General features: G+C 50.7%; 13 protein-coding genes. 7 read left to right on the top strand and 6 right to left on the bottom strand.

What is annotated here, in order from left to right:
- The first annotated feature begins 11 nt into the window (after positions 1–11).
- From DMB88_RS28360 to DMB88_RS30615, 3 genes are read left to right on the top strand one after another with little or no spacing between them, the layout of a single operon-like run.
- Entirely contained in the window at positions 12–1100 is a 1089-nt protein-coding gene (locus tag DMB88_RS28360) for a tetratricopeptide repeat protein (RefSeq protein WP_128103970.1), read from the top strand.
- Positions 1082–1222: a hypothetical protein gene (locus tag DMB88_RS30385; RefSeq protein WP_164848808.1), complete on the top strand. Its 141-nt coding sequence runs from the start codon at positions 1082–1084 to the stop codon at positions 1220–1222. The genes DMB88_RS28360 and DMB88_RS30385 overlap by 19 nt, the downstream gene beginning before the upstream one ends.
- Before the next feature lie 33 nt (positions 1223–1255).
- Positions 1256–3346, top strand: a complete 2091-nt coding sequence (locus tag DMB88_RS30615) for a glycosyltransferase (RefSeq protein WP_217363762.1) — start codon at positions 1256–1258, stop codon at positions 3344–3346.
- A 199-nt stretch (positions 3347–3545) separates the two neighbouring features.
- Here DMB88_RS30615 and DMB88_RS28350 read toward each other — a convergent pair whose 3' ends face one another.
- The 4 genes from DMB88_RS28350 to DMB88_RS28330 are packed head-to-tail and all read right to left on the bottom strand — an operon-like array spanning position 3546 to position 7504.
- Positions 3546–4220 (bottom strand): class I SAM-dependent methyltransferase, encoded by a 675-nt coding sequence (locus DMB88_RS28350; protein ID WP_254438378.1) that lies wholly within the window; start codon positions 4218–4220, stop codon positions 3546–3548.
- A complete protein-coding gene (locus DMB88_RS31640; RefSeq protein ID WP_254438377.1) occupies positions 4217–5635 on the bottom strand; it encodes a glycosyltransferase family 4 protein in 1419 nt (472 codons plus the stop codon). Before DMB88_RS31640 ends, DMB88_RS28350 begins: the two co-directional genes overlap by 4 nt.
- Before the next feature lies 1 nt (position 5636).
- Positions 5637–6428: a glycosyltransferase gene (locus tag DMB88_RS28335; protein ID WP_254438376.1), complete on the bottom strand. Its 792-nt coding sequence runs from the start codon at positions 6426–6428 to the stop codon at positions 5637–5639.
- Positions 6428–7504: a hypothetical protein gene (locus DMB88_RS28330; RefSeq protein ID WP_128103969.1), complete on the bottom strand. Its 1077-nt coding sequence runs from the start codon at positions 7502–7504 to the stop codon at positions 6428–6430. The genes DMB88_RS28335 and DMB88_RS28330 overlap by 1 nt, the downstream gene beginning before the upstream one ends.
- Positions 7505–8131: 627 nt before the next feature.
- On the opposite strand from DMB88_RS28330, the gene DMB88_RS28325 reads away from it, so the two are divergent.
- Genes DMB88_RS28325 through cydC form a run of 4 tightly spaced genes read left to right on the top strand, consistent with a single transcriptional unit; the run spans position 8132 to position 14288 of the window.
- On the top strand, positions 8132–9547 hold the full coding sequence (locus DMB88_RS28325; RefSeq protein WP_128103968.1) for a cytochrome ubiquinol oxidase subunit I: 1416 nt from the start codon (positions 8132–8134) through the stop codon (positions 9545–9547).
- Positions 9534–10547 (top strand): cytochrome d ubiquinol oxidase subunit II, encoded by a 1014-nt coding sequence (gene cydB / locus DMB88_RS28320; RefSeq protein ID WP_254438375.1) that lies wholly within the window; start codon positions 9534–9536, stop codon positions 10545–10547. Before DMB88_RS28325 ends, cydB begins: the two co-directional genes overlap by 14 nt.
- A gap of 1 nt (position 10548) precedes the next feature.
- A complete protein-coding gene (cydD, locus tag DMB88_RS28315) occupies positions 10549–12402 on the top strand; it encodes a thiol reductant ABC exporter subunit CydD (RefSeq protein ID WP_128103966.1) in 1854 nt (617 codons plus the stop codon).
- Positions 12403–12404: 2 nt separating this feature from the next.
- The gene (gene cydC / locus DMB88_RS28310; protein ID WP_128103965.1) at positions 12405–14288 is read left to right on the top strand and encodes a thiol reductant ABC exporter subunit CydC; all 1884 of its coding nucleotides are present in this window, start codon (positions 12405–12407) and stop codon (positions 14286–14288) included.
- Between the two features lie 340 nt (positions 14289–14628).
- On the opposite strand, the gene DMB88_RS28305 is transcribed toward cydC, so the two are convergent.
- Both DMB88_RS28305 and DMB88_RS28300 read right to left on the bottom strand, forming a co-directional pair.
- A complete protein-coding gene (locus tag DMB88_RS28305) occupies positions 14629–15588 on the bottom strand; it encodes an MraY family glycosyltransferase (protein ID WP_128103964.1) in 960 nt (319 codons plus the stop codon).
- 131 nt (positions 15589–15719) lie between these two features.
- Positions 15720–16535, bottom strand: a complete 816-nt coding sequence (locus DMB88_RS28300; protein WP_128103963.1) for a hypothetical protein — start codon at positions 16533–16535, stop codon at positions 15720–15722.
- Positions 16536–16736 lie beyond the last annotated feature (201 nt).

Below are 16736 nucleotides of genomic sequence, written 5' to 3'. Positions count from 1 at the left end.
AGACATTTGGCGTGGCTAAGGCTGGCATTGATCCAACCATAACAAGTTATGCGCATCTGCTATGCAAGTATGAGATCAGATGTCTCGAACATCTGAATCGCTGGCAGGAGGCGTTGGAGCATATTGATGCAGCGCTGGAGCTATTTCCGGATTATACGGACTTAATCCATCATCGCGGGGTATGTGAGGATGCGCTCGGACACGTGGAGAAGGCAGAATTCTGGCTACGTGAAGCTGTTCGTGTGGGAGCGCCGCCGCCAATGTACCATACGGAAGAAGGCCTTGGAACCTATCAGACGTGGTATACACTGGGAAGACTGCTGGAAGGAAAGGCAGATCTGGAGGGTGCGGTAGATGCCTACGTAGAGGCTGTTCGTGCTAAATCGAGCCTGTTGCCCCCGTTGTACCGGATATTCCGCATTATGCGGGTATCGGGGCAAGAGCAGCAGATACCCCAACTAATTAAAGAACGCTTTGCACTGGAGTCGGAAGAAGCGATATACAAAGTGCTGGGTGTAATGGAGCAAAGCCGCTGTTATGAGGCGGCAGTCGAGTGGTTAACAGAGCTTACATCATCGGGTGATTCAATAGAGAAACGAGAGCGATTATCCATGGCAGAGGCATTGCTTCAGATTCAGAGGGGAAAATGGAAGGCTGCCAGACTCAAGCTGGAGCCAATTCAGCGCAAAAAGGGTCTGTATGCAGGGCAAGCTTCCCGATGGCTAGATCGATTACATTGGGCTCAGGGAAGACCCATAGCAGGAAATGATGGACTATGCAATTGGCTCTATCATCATTCCCGACCGGATAGACTGGAGGGAGAAGGGCATGGCAAGGATGAGGAAAGTAACACACCTGTGACCAAAGGAGATTCAGCCAATGCCGGATACGAGGGATGGCAGGCATTTGGGTTGCTAATGGAAGGCTGTGTACAATCAGGCCAGTGGGGAGAGTTTCATGCGCTGATTCAGATGGGTCGGCAACAGCTCGCGACTGGGGTCTCATCGGGGGAGAGACGCATCAGGAGCAAGCAGAAGAGCCTTTTGTTGGGGCAGCCAATACGGCAGCGGGTACGAGTTGGTTGGTTCGTGGGCTCTTGAGTGCAGCGGATGAACAGCTTCGTGACTGGAGTGAAGGCGTAAATGGACAACGGCAGCGGTGTTGGCCGCTGGTGCAACGGCTTCGATTGGAACTGCCAGGGCCGGATGGTTTCGGGTCTTAAGTAGAGTAGAGGCGGATAAGGGCGGGGATAAACATGGGGATGGGAATCAGCTTGTGTATGATCGTTAAGGATGAAGCGCAGCATCTTGAGCGGTGTCTGAACGCAGTCCGTAATGTGGTCGATGAAATTATCGTTGTGGACACAGGGTCAACCGATGATACGCCTGACATTGCCCGTCGCTACGGTGCAATCGTGATGCGTGCCGCCTGGTCGGGAGATTTTGCTAGAGCGCGTAACCAATCCCTCGCCTTAGCGACAAATCCGTGGATTCTAGTGCTGGATGCAGATGAAGTGTGGCTGCCAACAGAGTCAATGCATACTGAGCTACAGCGTCTACTATCAAGTGACCAGGATGAGATATGGGGATACTGGATACAAATTACGAGCTTGCTCGGTCACTCCGGTGAAGAACGAGTAACAGATGCAGTATGTCGTCTATTCAGGAACGATCCACGGATTGCCTTTACGGGGATGATTCATGAGGAGGTCGCTTCTTCCATCTATGCCTTTGCACCACAAGGGATTGCAGCGTGTAAGCTAGAGATTCTACATGATGGATATCTAGATAAGGTCATTACGAGTAAAAATAAAATAGAGCGGAACATGCGGTTAATCCGCTCCGCTCTAAATCAAACACCAGACCAACCTGAATTGTTGTATGCACTCGCTGCCGAGTGGTTTCAACAAGAAAATTACGAGGAAGCATTGCGCTTACTGGTTCCTCTGTTAGCACGACTTGAACCGGGTTGTGGATACCACTCTGATCTGGTACTCAAGACAGCGTATGCCTGGCGAGAGTACGGACATCCTGAACGGGCACTAGCTATTGTGCAGGTCTGGGCGCCTGTTTATGAGGACTTCCCTGATCTGTTGGAGCTTGGAGCTGTGCTCCAGCTCGATCTGGGACATGAAGAAGACGCGCTGGATTGGTTGAAGCAAGCCAAATCTGTTGCTGGATCAGGCTCAAAGTACACGTCTGTTTCGGGAGCTGGATCATATCGCAGTTTGATCTTAGAGGGCATGGTGTATGAGCAACTTGGTCAGTGGCAGTATGCAGAAGATGCCTATACGGCTGCAATCGAGACCAAGTCAGACAGCATGGCTGCATGGCAGCGGTTGCTATGGCTGGCTGCGGTTACAGGACGATCCAATGCGGTGGCACGCGTTGCTACAAGGCATCACCTGCCACTAGTGGCATGGCATGTGATGCTCCAGACTGCGCTGGATGCACACCGGCCAGAATGGCTGCTGCGCCATGCGGGCTCGCTCGCTGGTGTGATGCAGGCACAGCCGCTGGCACCAGGGCTTGCCCTGGCTCAGCTCGGCGAGGATGCTGCCGCCGAAGTGGAGCTGCGCCCTTGGGCGTTGCATGCGCAGCACAGGCCAGCCGCAACGCTGGCGCTATGGGCGCTCGCCTGCAAGCGGCGCGGTGTGCCTGCCGCAGCGTCAGGTGATGCAGTAGGCGGTGCAGGCGAGGCAACAGGCTGTGCGCATGCCGGTGGCCTCGCGCACAGCCATGCGGCTACGCCGCCGTGGCCTGCGGCAGCCTGCGCAGCGGAGGCGCTGCTGCGCGAGGCCTCGCCACGCGGCGACGACGGCGACGGCGGGAACCGTGCGTCCGCCGCCGCGAGCCCGGCGCAAGCGCCGCAGGGCGCCGTGCACGCCGCCGCCGATGCGCTTGCGCGCGTGGGCGCCTGGGCGGCGTGGCTGCGCCTGCTGGCGGCGCTGCCGCCCGGCGCCGCACCGGCGCTGCTCGCGGCGCTTGCGCCTGCGGCACGCTGCGGGGTGCTGCGCGCACCCGCGAGCGTCCGCGAAGGGCTGCTTCAGCTCTGCGGCGGCGAGCCTCCAGCCGCAGAGCAGCCCTCCGCGGACGAAGTGCCCGCCGCCATCCGCACAGCGGAGGCTCTTGTGGCGGGCACGCTCGCGTTGCTCGCAGGGCGGCGGCATGCCGCGCGTGCATGGGCCGAATGGGCCCAGCGCAGCTCGCTGCAAGCCACCGCCGCAGACCGCCCGGCGACGACCGTTACGCCGGGGGTACGTGCATTGTTGCGCCTGACAGCTCCTGGCGCAACCTCTGCTAGCAGCTATGCAGCGCAATGCCAGCTGCTGTGGGTACATTTATAGAGTTTTTTCCAAAAGTCCGCTTTTGATTACGAAGGATGCCTAACGTTATCTCAGCATCGAATCTAGGATTTAGCCGAAATATCCTTGCTCACGAAGTTCTGCCTACGCTCCGCTAATACATTTCTAACTTCATCCCATCTTCTCGGTACTGAAAACCACCCCTTTTGAACTCGCGCTTATAGATCCCAGCGTTCATCTATTAACTTTTACGAATGACTGCCCGGAAACAACGAATGGGGGTGCCATACATGTCAGACCAGATGGCATCCTCAGGCTCTTCTACGTTCAGATTCCCATCAATCGTTAATCCGGTAACGGCCATGATGGTTTCCAGCAGGTCGGGACGCATTTCGGGCACGTCAAACGTCGCGATTAACCTTCCATCTGGCTTCATAACTCGTGCAAACTCTCGAAATGCACGCAACATTGTGCCTGTATCTAGATGCTCCAGTACAGAGATACAGAAGACGCGGTCAAATGTGCTTGCTTCATAGGGTAACTGAGCGAGATTAGCCTGTGCACGGTGTAGTTTGGTTAGATAGAAATCAGGGAATTCACGAGCGGCTTCTTCGCCAAAGTCCGAGATGATGTCCAGACGGATGGCTTCCTCCGACAATATGCGATCATCCCAATCACAGGCATGAACCTCCTGGCATTGCTCCGCGAGCCAAAATTTGAAGGGGTGTGAGATGCCACAGGCAGCATCTAGAACAACATCACTCGGACGGGCAAATTGACGTGCCCATTCGTATTCATAAGGTCTGCTCCACCATGCCGGATGTAAGGGGAATATCAGTGTATCTATCTTCGGGTCGTTACGTCGAACATATCTAGACTCCATTAATTCTGTCTGATCCGCTGTATCCATCATCATCGAACCCCTTCCTTCATATCTGCGTCAGCAAGAAATGTGCGGAGTACCTCACTCCATTTGCGTTTCCATCGGGATAGGTCATAGGCGAGTGCTGTTTCGCGTGCGTAGATGCCAAGCCGCTCCCGCTCGGCTCTGTCTTGGACAAGTCGGACGAGAGCCGCTGTCAGTGCCTCCTGGTTTGGCGGAACGAGCAACCCATTGAATCCGTCCTGAATTAGATCGTTTAACCCACCCACATTAGAGGCGACCACAGGTAACCCGCAGCTCATCGCTTCCAGGCAGGCATAGGACGTGCCCTCCGAGAAAATCGTTGGAATGACCGCAATATCGGCGTGATGATATGCCTCTCGAATATCCCTGAAATCATACGTACGGTGAAATATCCGATCAGCATGAGGGTGTGTACGATGCCAGTAACGGAAGGAACGACCTACGGTACTGCCTTCAACCAGTTCCCCGGCGAACTCAATCTCCAGATCAGAAAAGGCTCCAAGCAACTGATCTGCCGCCAGCATCATCGGAATGATGCCGCGTTCCAGGCTGACACGACGAGGATAGAGGATACGTACCGGACGGGAGCTGGCAGATTGTTCATTTAACTTACTAGCTACAGTAAACCCTGCAGAATGTTCTTTACTCTCTTCACTTTTTTTACTTTCTTCATTTTCTTCGCTCTGCACCTCATGCTCCTGTTTAAGCATGTTCTCGGGTATATCATCAACTGCATTATGATCTTGCTCTAGACTAGGAGGTGGGGCATCAGGCGTGCTGGAGATGAAGATACGATCCAGACTGTCTTCCTGCTGATCCAGGTCTTCCTTCCACTGGGATAGCCATTGTGCCTCCTGATCTTGCTGCATCTGACGCCTAGGAGGAGCAGGGGTGAAGTATAAGGTGTCGACTGCATTCGGAATTAAAATGAGCTGTGCAGGGTCACTGAACGTGCATGAAGCACGGCAATAGGTCTGAAAATGAGAATCCACAGATACGATATTCAGCAGACCATCGACGGCCTGCTGAATATGCTCGGCAACCTGCTGCTTCGTTTCGAGCGGTAGACCAGGTCGATCCCAGTTTATCCCGTGGCAGATACCGAGGCTGCCAGGTTTATAAGCAATCGGTTGCCAGATGCAGCTAGCATAAATGATAGGACCGCGTGCGGCTTCGGCCATTCGAGCGAAAGCTTCAGGAACATCGTTCATATCATATGGGTAACCGAAGACATCAATCTGTCCTGTACGTGTCTGAAAAGCCTCGAAATAGGAGAGTTGATGTACTTCAGGAATGTGTCCCATCTCATGAATGACGCTGCATAGATCCAAAATATATCGTTCCAGCCCACCCCCGAATACCCGTGCAAACTCCCGGTTGTACCCGTCTGTGAAGCTGTGTGTGAGAATGCTGACTACCCCCATGTCACTGCTCCTCCTTCCAAGGAACCAGCCGGGGTTCCGGATCAAGAATAGATTCATAGTGTTCGAGACTGCCCCATCGTCCATCCGGGTCAATGCGCTTGTAACGCAGATATTTACGCACCCGATCTTCCAGACTCCCTGCCCAGCCGAGATGTTGTACTTTTAATTCGGTATTTATGCCAGGCAAGACCATGCAGGATAGGGGGAGACGAGGAACGTGATGATTTTGCTGTGGATAGAAATAAGGATATTCAGGTATATATCGCACAAGTGAGGCCGTGTGCCTCTGATGCAGGTTCCATAGGTCATCCTCTCGGTAGTGAGTACGCCCGCCCCACATATCGTAGAATCGAAATGCCACCCAGTCCGCATGCTTCTGGTTAATTAGATCCCGCATGGCTCGTTTGGCTTCTGCACTGTACAATTCATCTGCATCGACAGACAGCAGCCAGTCTGGTGAGGTGCTCACGGCCGCTTGCCACAGGACGTTGCGTAGACGCCATTCCTCAGCAAATAACGGTTGTTCAAGCACTTCTAAGCGGACAACCTTGGGATAGGAACGGCAGATGTCTGGCGTTCTATCTGTACTGGCATCATCTACGATCACGATCTCATCTACAAAATCACTCAGATTGTGCAGCACTTCCTCCAGATATCGCCCACGTTCGTTTCGAACCTGAAGCATGGCGGTCAGTTTGTTGTTTTGGCTTTTGCGGATACGCCGGAAGGTGGCTGGTTCTACTTCGAGGATTGGCTCCCGCATATGCTGTTTGCGTTTTTTCGGGTCAAACATTAGGGCACCTCCCCAAGCAGCTGTTGTATCGCTTGTTCGAGTAGTTCCATTTCGACGATTCGGGCAAGCGCATGTTCATCATCAAGAGCTGATTCCAGAAATAACTTCACTGCTCCATGGCGTTCTCCCCGCAGGGCTAGAGCGGTGCCGGACAATTGGCGATAATCTTGCTGGCTGGCTTGATCAACAATATCTGCGGCATGAACCAGTTTAAGTGCTTCCTCTACACGCCCGGTTTCCTGGAAAATACGAAACTTCCAGTGCCGAGCCGTTTCTCCGCCGAGCTTATCCAGTACCTTTAATGCCGTTCCATAGTCATCGTTCAGACGCAATAGTTCTGCTTGCACCAGCTGATGCTCTCCAGCCTCCAGCCAGCGGCACAGCTGCTCATAATGATGCCGTTCCTGATCTGTGGCGGCGGTAGTTCCATACACCTGCAGAGCGTGCTCCACCTCCCCGGCTTTTGCCTGAATGGCAGAGAGGAAGCGGTAGTGTGATTGCACACAGTCAGAGCGCCCACATGTGATTGCATGGGCAAATGCTTCTTGAACTGTGGCGGCTGCCCGCGAGTCTTCCAATATATATTCATAAGCAGCGAGCAAAAAGGATATTGTCTCATGTGCGCCTGTTTTGGAACGGAGCTTACGATAATAATCCGCTCGTAGCTTACATTGAAGCTGGGTAACCGTATCTGTGGCACTGCTGAGTATCTGTTTGAGTGCGTGCAGAAAAAGCATTTCGTAATCCCGTAGCGGAATTTCAAGCTCATCCTTTTGCATCATCCCCGTAGGTGTAGGATCTTCTCCACCAAGCCAGACGGTGCGGACACCTTGAAATACCAGTTTCATATAACGCGTCTCTGAGGACGTACATACCAGATTAGAAATGCCTACCAGCTTGCTAATACAGCTCTCCCAGAGTGGCGAGTCAGCTTCCTCTTGGACAGGTTCTGGCAGGAGCGTTATGAACAGATCAGGCTGAATGGAGGCTACTGCGGTAAGCCAGTACGGATGCGCAACGACTGCAACAGTACGAGGCTGTTGTAGCAGTGCTTCCGCCTCCAGTAAGGATATCAACGTAATCGCTGTGGGTAGATCGTCTGATCGTTCCAGATGGCTAACATAGTAGACTGCCCCTTCAGCAGCCAGTAGTGCAGCAATGTCTGGATAAGGGAAAGTCGACCATCCCCCTTTACGGGGAAATAGAACATAGTGAATTAGAGAGGGGGCGTCTCCTTATAATTTTGAGTAGTCTCGTTCGGATGAATCTGGCTCTCGCTGGATTGTACAGGTACTTCCACGGGCTGGATCACCTCACTTTGTTTGCATTTTGACTCGGATAACACGGATAAAATTCATTCGACTCACTCCATATGTAAAGCCTGTTTCGCACAAGGAATAGGTTGCCTGACATTAACATATGGGCATTCCGTCTCAAACATGAGCAACTTCCGTGAATAGACGAAGTTGACAAGCATTCAAAATAACTGGAAACCATATTTTTAAAATTGTACTAATGTGTGACCGTCGTCACATTTTTGTGGATTTTTTGATTAAGTTTGTGATTATTGTCACATGTATAAAATAGGTAATCTGGCACAATACGTTCATCAATGTATTTGGTGGACTGACAGCGAAGGTGCAGCTTCAATACCAAGTACATACATAAATAATGCGAATAGAACAGAAAGAAGGGGTAACGGTATGGATCCGATCATGCTATCGCGAATCCAATATGCGCTCACAACGATCTTCCATTTCTTTTTTGTGCCGCTGTCCATCGGTCTAGTGCTGCTGGTAGCGATCATGGAGACGTTGTACGTCATGAAGGGGAAAGAAATTTACAAAACGATGGCCAAGTTCTGGGGCAAATTGTTCCTGATCAACTTTGCGGTTGGCGTCGTTACAGGTATCCTGCAAGAGTTCCAGTTCGGTATGAACTGGTCAGAGTACTCCCGTTTTGTTGGGGATGTATTCGGTGCGCCACTGGCTGTGGAAGCCTTGCTGGCGTTTTTTATGGAGTCTACCTTTATTGGGTTATGGATATTCGGCTGGGATCGTTTGTCCAAAAAAGTCCATCTGGCCTGCATTTGGCTGGTGTTTGTCGGCACCTTCTTATCAGCGCTGTGGATTCTGGCAGCCAATTCATTCATGCAGCACCCGGTTGGCTTCGAGATTAACAACGGCCGAGCCGAGATGAATGATTTCTTCGCTCTAATTACCAATGGTCAGCTTCTCGTCGAGTTCCCGCATACGATCTTTGGAGCACTAATGACAGGAGCGTTTGTTGTAACAGGAATTAGCGCCTATAAGTTGATGAAAAAGCAGGACGTTGAGATTTTCCGCAAATCATTCAATATCGCGATCATCATTGGTCTTGTATCCTCATTCGGTGTAGCCTTCTCTGGGCACTTCCAGGCACAATACCTGGTAGAGACCCAACCGATGAAAATGGCAGCCAGTGAAGGAACGTGGACAACCACAGAAGACCCTGCACCATGGACGGTGGTTGCCTTCATCGATCCAGATAAGCAGGAGAATTCAGGGGAGGTCAAAATCCCAGGATTGCTAAGTTACCTTTCGTACAGTAAATTTTCGGGCAGCGTCAAGGGGATGAAGGAATTGAATGCAGAATACCAGCAGACCTACGGCCCTGGAGATTACATCCCACCGGTGCGTACGACCTTCTGGAGCTTCCGCATCATGATTGCAGCGGGTGGTTTGATGATTGCACTTGCTCTATACGGTACGTACCTGGCTATGCGCAAGAAGCTGGAAGTGGCGAAGCCGTGGTTTATGCGCCTCATGGTATTTGCCATTTCACTGCCGTTTATCGCCAATACCTCTGGATGGATCATGACCGAGGTAGGTAGACAACCTTGGACGGTATTTGGCTATATGACGACAGAGGCCGGTGTTTCACCGAATGTATCGGCAGGTATGATCTTATTCTCTACCATTGCCTTCACGGCTGCGTACACCGTTCTGGGTATCGTAATGGTTTATCTGTTTGTGCGTGAGATCAAAGCAGGGCCATATGCCGTAGATAAGCCAGAAGATCAGGACGAGTCAGCCGATCCGTTCGGCGTGGATGGGGGGTATTCCGTTGTCACTAAGTGAGCTGTGGTTTTTGTTGATCGCCGTATTATTTGTGGGGTTCTTTTTCCTTGAAGGATTCGATTTTGGTGTGGGGATGTCATCAGGCATCATCGCCAAGACAGACCGGGAGCGTCGTACACTAATTAATTCGATAGGCCCGTTCTGGGATGGAAATGAGGTGTGGCTGATTACCGCAGGAGGCGCCATGTTTGCGGCTTTCCCGCACTGGTACGCCACGCTGTTCAGTGGTTTCTACCTGCCGCTAGTTGTGGTGCTGTTAGCTCTGATCGGACGCGGGGTGGCATTTGAATTCCGCAGTAAAATGAAACAGCAGCAGTGGCGCAAAACGTGGGATATCATCATCGTTGTATCCAGCGCATTGCTGCCATTCCTGTTTGGTGTTGTGTTTGCAACGCTGATGAAGGGACTGCCGATTGATGGAGAGATGCAGCTTCGTGCAAGTTTTCTAGATATCGTTAATCCATATACGGTTGTGGGCGGGTTAAGTGTGACCTTGCTGTGTCTCGTTCATGGACTATTATTTGTCTCACTGCGCACTGTTGGCGAACTAAGAGAGCGTGCTCTCCATACAGCGCGCCAATTGATGCTTCCGCTTGCGGCTATACTTGCCATTTACGCGGTGATGACCTATCTCATGACTGACATTTTCACTGTACGTGGCTGGGCGCTCTGGATCATGGTGATCCTTGGAGCGGCAGCGCTCGCTCTGGCAACTTACTTCATTCGTCAGAAACGTGAAGGCTGGGCCTTTGGTATGACGGGAGCTGTAATTGCGATTGCTTTTGCTTCGGTATTTATCGGTCTGTTCCCAAGAGTGATGATCAGTTCGTTAGGCGCTGCATTTGACCTTACCGTATATAATGCTTCCTCAGGCGGCTACTCCTTAAAAGTAATGACGATTGTAGCGTGCACCTTACTGCCATTTGTCCTTGGTTATCAGATCTGGAGTTATTATGTGTTCCGCAAACGCCTGAACGAGCAGCACCACCTGGAGTACTGATATGGGGCGCGGGCTGATAAAGCTGCCGGGCATCCGGCCTGTACTGGCGCTGGCTTCAGCGCTGGTGCTGCTGCAGGCGATGACGATCATTATGCAGGCCAAATGGCTGGCACAGGCCATCACGGCTTTGTTTGAAGGTTCATCCGTAACAGAGCAGTACCCGGTACTGCTGCTGTTCCTGGCTGCTTTTGCCGCCCGCTATGCTATATCTTATTGGTTGCAGCTTGTGACCTCACAATATGCTGAGCGAACGGGAACCGATCTACGAAGACAGTTGGTGGAGCAATGGTTTCGGTTAGGCCCACGCTTTGCCAAGACGGAAGGCACAGGGCATTTGGTGACTTTGGCACGAGAGGGAACAGCTCAATATAAAACGTATTTGGAACTGTTCATTCCCCGAATGTTAGGGATGGGATTTATACCGATTGTGCTGCTGTTATACGTGTTCAAACTGGATATGATGTCTGGTGTGATCCTCATGCTGACTCTTCCTATTCTGATCACGTTCCTCATCCTGGTTGGTCTGGCTGCGCAACGCAAAATAGATGGTCAGTTCAAATCATACAAAGCACTAGCCAATCACTTTGTCGATACCCTGCGTGGGTTAGAAACACTAAAAACATTGGGACAGAGCGAGCGGCATGCACAGACGATTATTCTGGTTAGTCAGCGTTACCGCAAAGCTACAATGTCTACGCTACGAATGGCGTTTCTTTCGTCGTTTGCCCTCGATTTCTTCACAATGTTATCGGTGGCTTCGGTGGCGGTTGGTCTAGGGCTACGGTTAACGGAAGGACATATGCTGCTTGGTCCTGCGTTAACGGTCCTTATTCTGGCGCCAGAATATTTCTTGCCGGTACGGATGGTTGGTGCGGATTACCATGCAACATTGGATGGCAAGGAAGCAGGAGAAGCGATTCAGCGGATGATTGAACGAGGCAAGGAAGCAGAACGTGAGCAGAAGCAAGCTTATGATCAGATGATCCTGCATACCGAGAGGGAAAACAAGCCGTCAGCAACAGTGAAGATTCATCTTACAGATGCTCAGCGGTTGGCAGATCAACAGAAGCAATCGACTCAAGAGGGCGAGCTTCCAATACACAATGGGCTATGGAGCATGAGCAGTCGGTTGGCGCTCACAGATTTACAGGTGCAACATGAAGAGGGGGCTCCGCCATCGCTTACAGACGTAACGTTTCAGGTTACGGGCAGGAGCAAAGTTGGCATTATCGGAGCCAGTGGAGCGGGCAAGTCAACCCTGATTGATGTATTGGCTGGTTTTCAGTTGCCTACCTCCGGTCGCATGGTCGTTAATGGGAAACCCATATCGCCGGAGATGGTGAAATTGTGGAGAAGTCAGACTGCGGTCATTCCACAGCATCCCTATATTTTTAGCGGTAGTTTAGCAGATAACATTCGTCTCTATAGACCTGAGTCATCAAACGTAGAGCTGGCTGAAGCGATTGGTGCAGCGGGATTGAGTTCGCTGGTGTCGTCATTGCCACATGGAATGGATGAAATGATTGGTTCTGGCGGTCGACAGCTCAGCGGTGGACAGGAGCAGCGTGTGGCTCTGGCAAGAGCTTTGTTAGGTGCGAGACCCATGTTGCTATTGGATGAACCGACAGCACACCTGGATGTCGAGACAGAATATGAGCTGAAGCAGACGATGTTGCCGCTATTTGAAGACAAGCTGGTCTTCCTCGCTACCCATCGTTTACACTGGATGCCACATATGGATTGGATTATCGTCATGGAAGCTGGAACTGTGGCGGAGACCGGCACACATGCACAATTGATGGCACGTCAAGGCGTGTATTATCAGATGATTCAGGCTCAGATGGAGGCGGTGTAAGGATGCGAGCTGGATATCAATCAATAGAGACAGAACGTGACCACCACCCAGAGAGAAAATGGGATTGGATCACGCCTTATGTGAAGCAGTATCGCTGGAGATTTGCAGGGGTCATTGCACTGGGCACAACCGCGATGCTATGTGCTGTATTGCTGCTCTTCACTTCTGGATACCTCATCTCTGCATCGGCTCTCCGTCCTGAGAATATTCTGATGGTTTATGTACCTATTGTAGGCGTACGTGCCTTCGGGATTTTCCGAGCGGTGTTCCGGTACGTCGAGCGATTGGCTGGGCATGATGCAGTACTGCGCGTGCTTGCGGATCAACGTGTGAAGCTGTATCGAATTTTTGAGCCGCAGGCGCTATTTCTTCGTTCCCGCATGCAGACAGGGGATGTACTCGGGGCACTTGCAGAGGATGTGGAGCGTCTTCAGGATATCTATCTACGAACCGTCTTTCCGGCAATTACGTCGCTTGTGATCTACGCTGCTTCAGTGATTACTTTTGGCACGGTTGATGTTGGATTTGCGTGCTGGATGGGGCTGTATATGTTGTTCCTGATCGGTGTATGGCCTGTAATATCGCTGAAAGTCACTTGGAAGTTAAACGTGAGGCTGAAACGGGAAAATAGTAAGTTATACACTCGCCTTACGGATGGCGTTCTTGGTCTAGGAGATTGGATGGCGAGTGGTCGTGCTGTGGAATTTGTGCAACAACACGATGAAGCAGAGGGGCAGGCAGACGCCATTCGTCGCAGGTTGCGACAGTGGAGAAGATGGCGTGATCTCGTCGCACAACTTGTCATTGGGCTTATGGTTGTATCTGTCACGGTATGGGCAGGCGGCGAGGTAGCAGCGATGCAGCTGCCTGCAGTCATGATTGCGGCCTTTGTCTTGGTGTTATTTCCACTCACGGAAGCTCTACTTCCTGTGGCAGATGCTGTGGAGCATATTCCGCAATATCGTGAATCGCTGAACCGTCTGCATCGGCTTGAAGATCATGAGGAGCATGCCCTTCCGAAAAGGAAGAGAGATGACCACGAGCAGGAGATTGTGAATGAGAATGAGACGAATCGACGTATTCGCTTGCGCATATCTCCTAAGCTGAGAGCAGACATCGAGATTAACCGTGTCAGTTACCGTTATCCTTCCAGTGATGCCGATGCTGTTCAAGAAGTATCTCTCGATCTTCCCCAGGGGAAACGATTGGCCATCCTAGGACGCAGCGGTGGGGGGAAATCCACACTCCTGAAACTAATCCAAGGTGCAATTGTACCAACGAGTGGGCAAGTACTCATTAATGGTTTAGATGTGCCAACGCTACATGAAGAGATGACGGATGCCATTGCGGTATTGAACCAAAGTCCACATCTATTTGATACTACAGTGGCGAATAATCTCCGAATTGGGCGTCCGGATGCTACGAATGATGAGATTCGGCAAGTGGCCGCACAAGTAGGTCTGGCTGAGCTGATTGAGTCTTTGCCACAGGCGTATAATACGCCGATGCTGGAGACCGGTTTACGTTTCTCTGGTGGGGAGCGGCAACGGATTGCGCTCGCACGGGTTCTGCTCCGTGAGACACCTATCGTGATTTTTGATGAACCGACCGTAGGGCTTGATCCGATGACGGAACGTGCACTGATGCGTACAATTCTGGACAGCATGCAGGGCAAAACGATGATCTGGGTGACCCATAATCTGATGGGTGCAGAGCAGATGGATGAACTTATTTTTATGGAAAAGGGAAAGATCGTCATGCAGGGTTCTCACGAACAACTGCTGGCAAAGGAAGAGCGCTATCGACGGCTCGTTGAGCTTGATCGACCTGGATGGGCAGATCGACAGAAACGAGAGAGTCCATTACCGCCTGTAGCTTCCAGATAAGATTGCTGGAGGCAATCTTGTGGGGATGGCACGATGGTTCACTGGTTCGGTGAATAGTAGATTAGAAGGGGCTATCCCGTAATGAAATGCACCCTAATATAGGAACAGGTTTTCATTATTTCACCTGTTTACTATATGGGGAGCATATCAGACGGAGATAGCCCTTTTAGTGTTATTTTGGAAGTAATGAATCTGACACACGCTATTCGCTATCCTTTTCCCGAATCAGAGATCTAACGAATCATAGAGTCGTTAGATCGTTAATTCAGTGCATTTTGGACTTTTTGACACCGTTTTATGACGGAATAGCGTTACTGAGGTTCGTTGAATGTTGTATACTCTAGGCCTCTACAAGCAAAAGAATAATAGACGATAGACAGAGGCATGTACTAACGAGATACAGTACGGCTACCACCTGTTTGTGATTTAAGCCTGCACGGAGCAGCCGATAATGCGCCTGACTTGCATCTGCTTGATAGATTGCTTTGCCTTGGATGAATCGTTTGATGACAACAAAAATATTGTCAAAGATCGGCACGCCAAGTGCTAGAATTGGGATAAAGAGCGATAGCGTAGTGGCTTGCTTAAATGCTCCATCCAGAGCGATAACAGCGAGAATAAAACCAAGGAATGTAGCGCCCGCATCCCCCATAAACACTTTTGCTGGTGGTTTGTTGTACTTGAGATAAGCCAAGGTTACACCCACTAGAATAATAGACATGAGCGCAGAATCACTCTGCCCTTTGACGACTGCAACGATGAACAATGTCACTGCCGAGATTGCCGATAATCCCCCCGCAAGTCCATCCATACCATCCGAGAAATTAATAACTGTAGTTACACCGAAGATCCACAGAATCGTCAGTATGAACTGAAGCCAGATTGGGAGCATGATGTACTCGGAATTCAGTGGGTTAACGAACCCAGTAAAGGCGATTCCCGAAAGGAACACAAGCACAGCTGCGGAGATCTGAATAATCATCTTAGGTAGCGCAGGAAAGTCTTTACCTTTGGTTTTGTACCAATCATCAATGGTACCAATCGTTAAGAGAAGTATACCGCCGGCCACGAGAGCCGCCGTTTCCCACGAGAGTTCTTTGGTAAACATAATATATGTAAGGAAAAATCCGACGAATATCGCGTAACTAGCTGTTAATGGAATAGGCTGTCTATGTAATTTTCTCTCCACGTCTTCACGTGGCTTGTCTACAAAGTCCAGGCGATGAGCCAAACGACTGAGCGGCGGAATGAGCACCAGCACGACAGCAAAAGACAACATAAATGCCACAAGATATATCATAACTTCTCTTCGTTCACTCCTATCTTCACATTTCCTCTTATTATACGAGCTTAGCAGGAAATCTGTCGATGTCATTATTGTAACCAGACTAGATTAAAACTGGTGTTACATGTCTGTTTTTGAGACGCGTCCTAGAGATTCTGAGGCAGATACGGAGCAAAGTAACGATGGGCAGCATCTGTATTGTAGCCATCATCCCCTTGCCAGGTTGCGACAAATATAAAGTCACCAGAGCCGCCTTTGCCTCTTCTCGGCTTATCTGTTGGAACGAGCAGACCAGCTGCGGCCCAAATCTCAAGTAGTGCATCCCGTTCTTGTTTGCTGGAAGGAAAGAGACCTTTCCACAGCTTCTCAAGTGAACGAGCACTATCTTTCGGATCGCCAGTCTGTGCAGCTTCCAGAAGGCTAACCAGGATGGCTTGATCTTCAGGGGTAACCTCGGAGACGGCATCAGTGTCCTTATATAAAAGCTCTAGATCCATCAGACAGTAGAGAAGCCAGCCGTGGCGAACACCACCCCATTTGATCCGTTCAAAATTGAGTACATTCAAATCTACGTTCACATATTCTTGACTCGATTGAAGTCTGAGGAAATTACAGTCTCCACAAGAACTAGTATTGGCGTGTACGGCACGCCGCTCTAGATAGGTGTGCAGAGGAAGCTGTGATGTTAAAGCCCAACTGGAGAGGGCGCTGCGTAAATGTACTTTTTTGGTGGACAAACTATGTAGAAATGCAGTGACCACTCGCTCTTGGAGTGTATCGTCTTGATGAATCTCATACAATCGTTGCACGATTTCGTCATGCGTAATCGTCAGCGGGTCGAACATAACGCCTTGGCTCTTGGCATATTCAAAGTCTTCCCCTGAGAAGGGAGTGGACACGGATTTCCAGCCTCCGCCGCCCCAGAACGTACTCATCAGTATCTTAGCTGCTTTCTTGTCCATACAGGATGCCTCCTTATTGTAGATGTAATTCAAAAAGTCCGCTTTTGATTACGAAGAATGCCTGACGGCATCTCAGCATCAAATATGGAATTCAGCCGAAATAAGTGGGATGCTTACGAAGTTTGTTTCCTTCGGAAACAATGTAGTTGCTCACGTAGGTTTACCTACGCTCCACTACTCCATTTCTAGCTTCATCCCATC

The organism is Paenibacillus sp. DCT19, from assembly GCF_003268635.1.
Lineage (GTDB): Bacteria > Bacillota > Bacilli > Paenibacillales > Paenibacillaceae > Paenibacillus.
The sequence above is the reverse complement of the archived record's forward strand: the minus strand, read 5'-3'. Positions and strand labels throughout refer to the sequence as shown.